1 rRNA gene is annotated in these 443 nt (G+C 72.2%); it reads right to left on the bottom strand.

From position 1 onward, the window contains the following. Window positions 1-345: 345 nt before the first annotated feature. Window positions 346-443 (bottom strand): 5S ribosomal RNA (gene rrf, locus E9565_RS21995); the annotation flags it as partial.

The following is a 443-nucleotide window of genomic DNA, read 5'->3' on the forward strand; positions in this document are numbered from 1 at the left end:
GTCCTGCCAGTCCCCACGCGGGCGCTCCGCACGCTGCGGCCGGTCACCCTGCGGGCGGCGGTCCTGCCAGTCCCCACGCGGGCGCTCCGCACGCTGCGGGCGCTCGCCCTGGGACCCACCACGGGGGGCGGCCCCGCCAGTCCGACGATCGCCCTGGGGTCGCGAGCCACGCGACGCCGGCCGCCCCCGCCCGGAATCGGACCCGCCGGGGCCACGTCGCGGAGCAGTCATGATTTCGATTACCTCTTTGCTCGACGCCGCACACAGCCCGAACGGCCGGCGGCGGACATGGAAAAAGCGAACGGGGGTCAGAGCAACCGCTCTGACCCCCGTTCGGTGAAGTATGTCCGGCGGCGTCCTACTCTCCCACCCCGTCTCCAGGGCAGTACCATCGGCGCTGAGAGGCTTAGCTTCCGGGTTCGGAATGTTGCCGGGCGTTTCCC

The sequence above is a fragment of the Blastococcus sp. KM273129 genome (assembly GCF_021698995.1).
GTDB lineage: Bacteria > Actinomycetota > Actinomycetes > Mycobacteriales > Geodermatophilaceae > Blastococcus.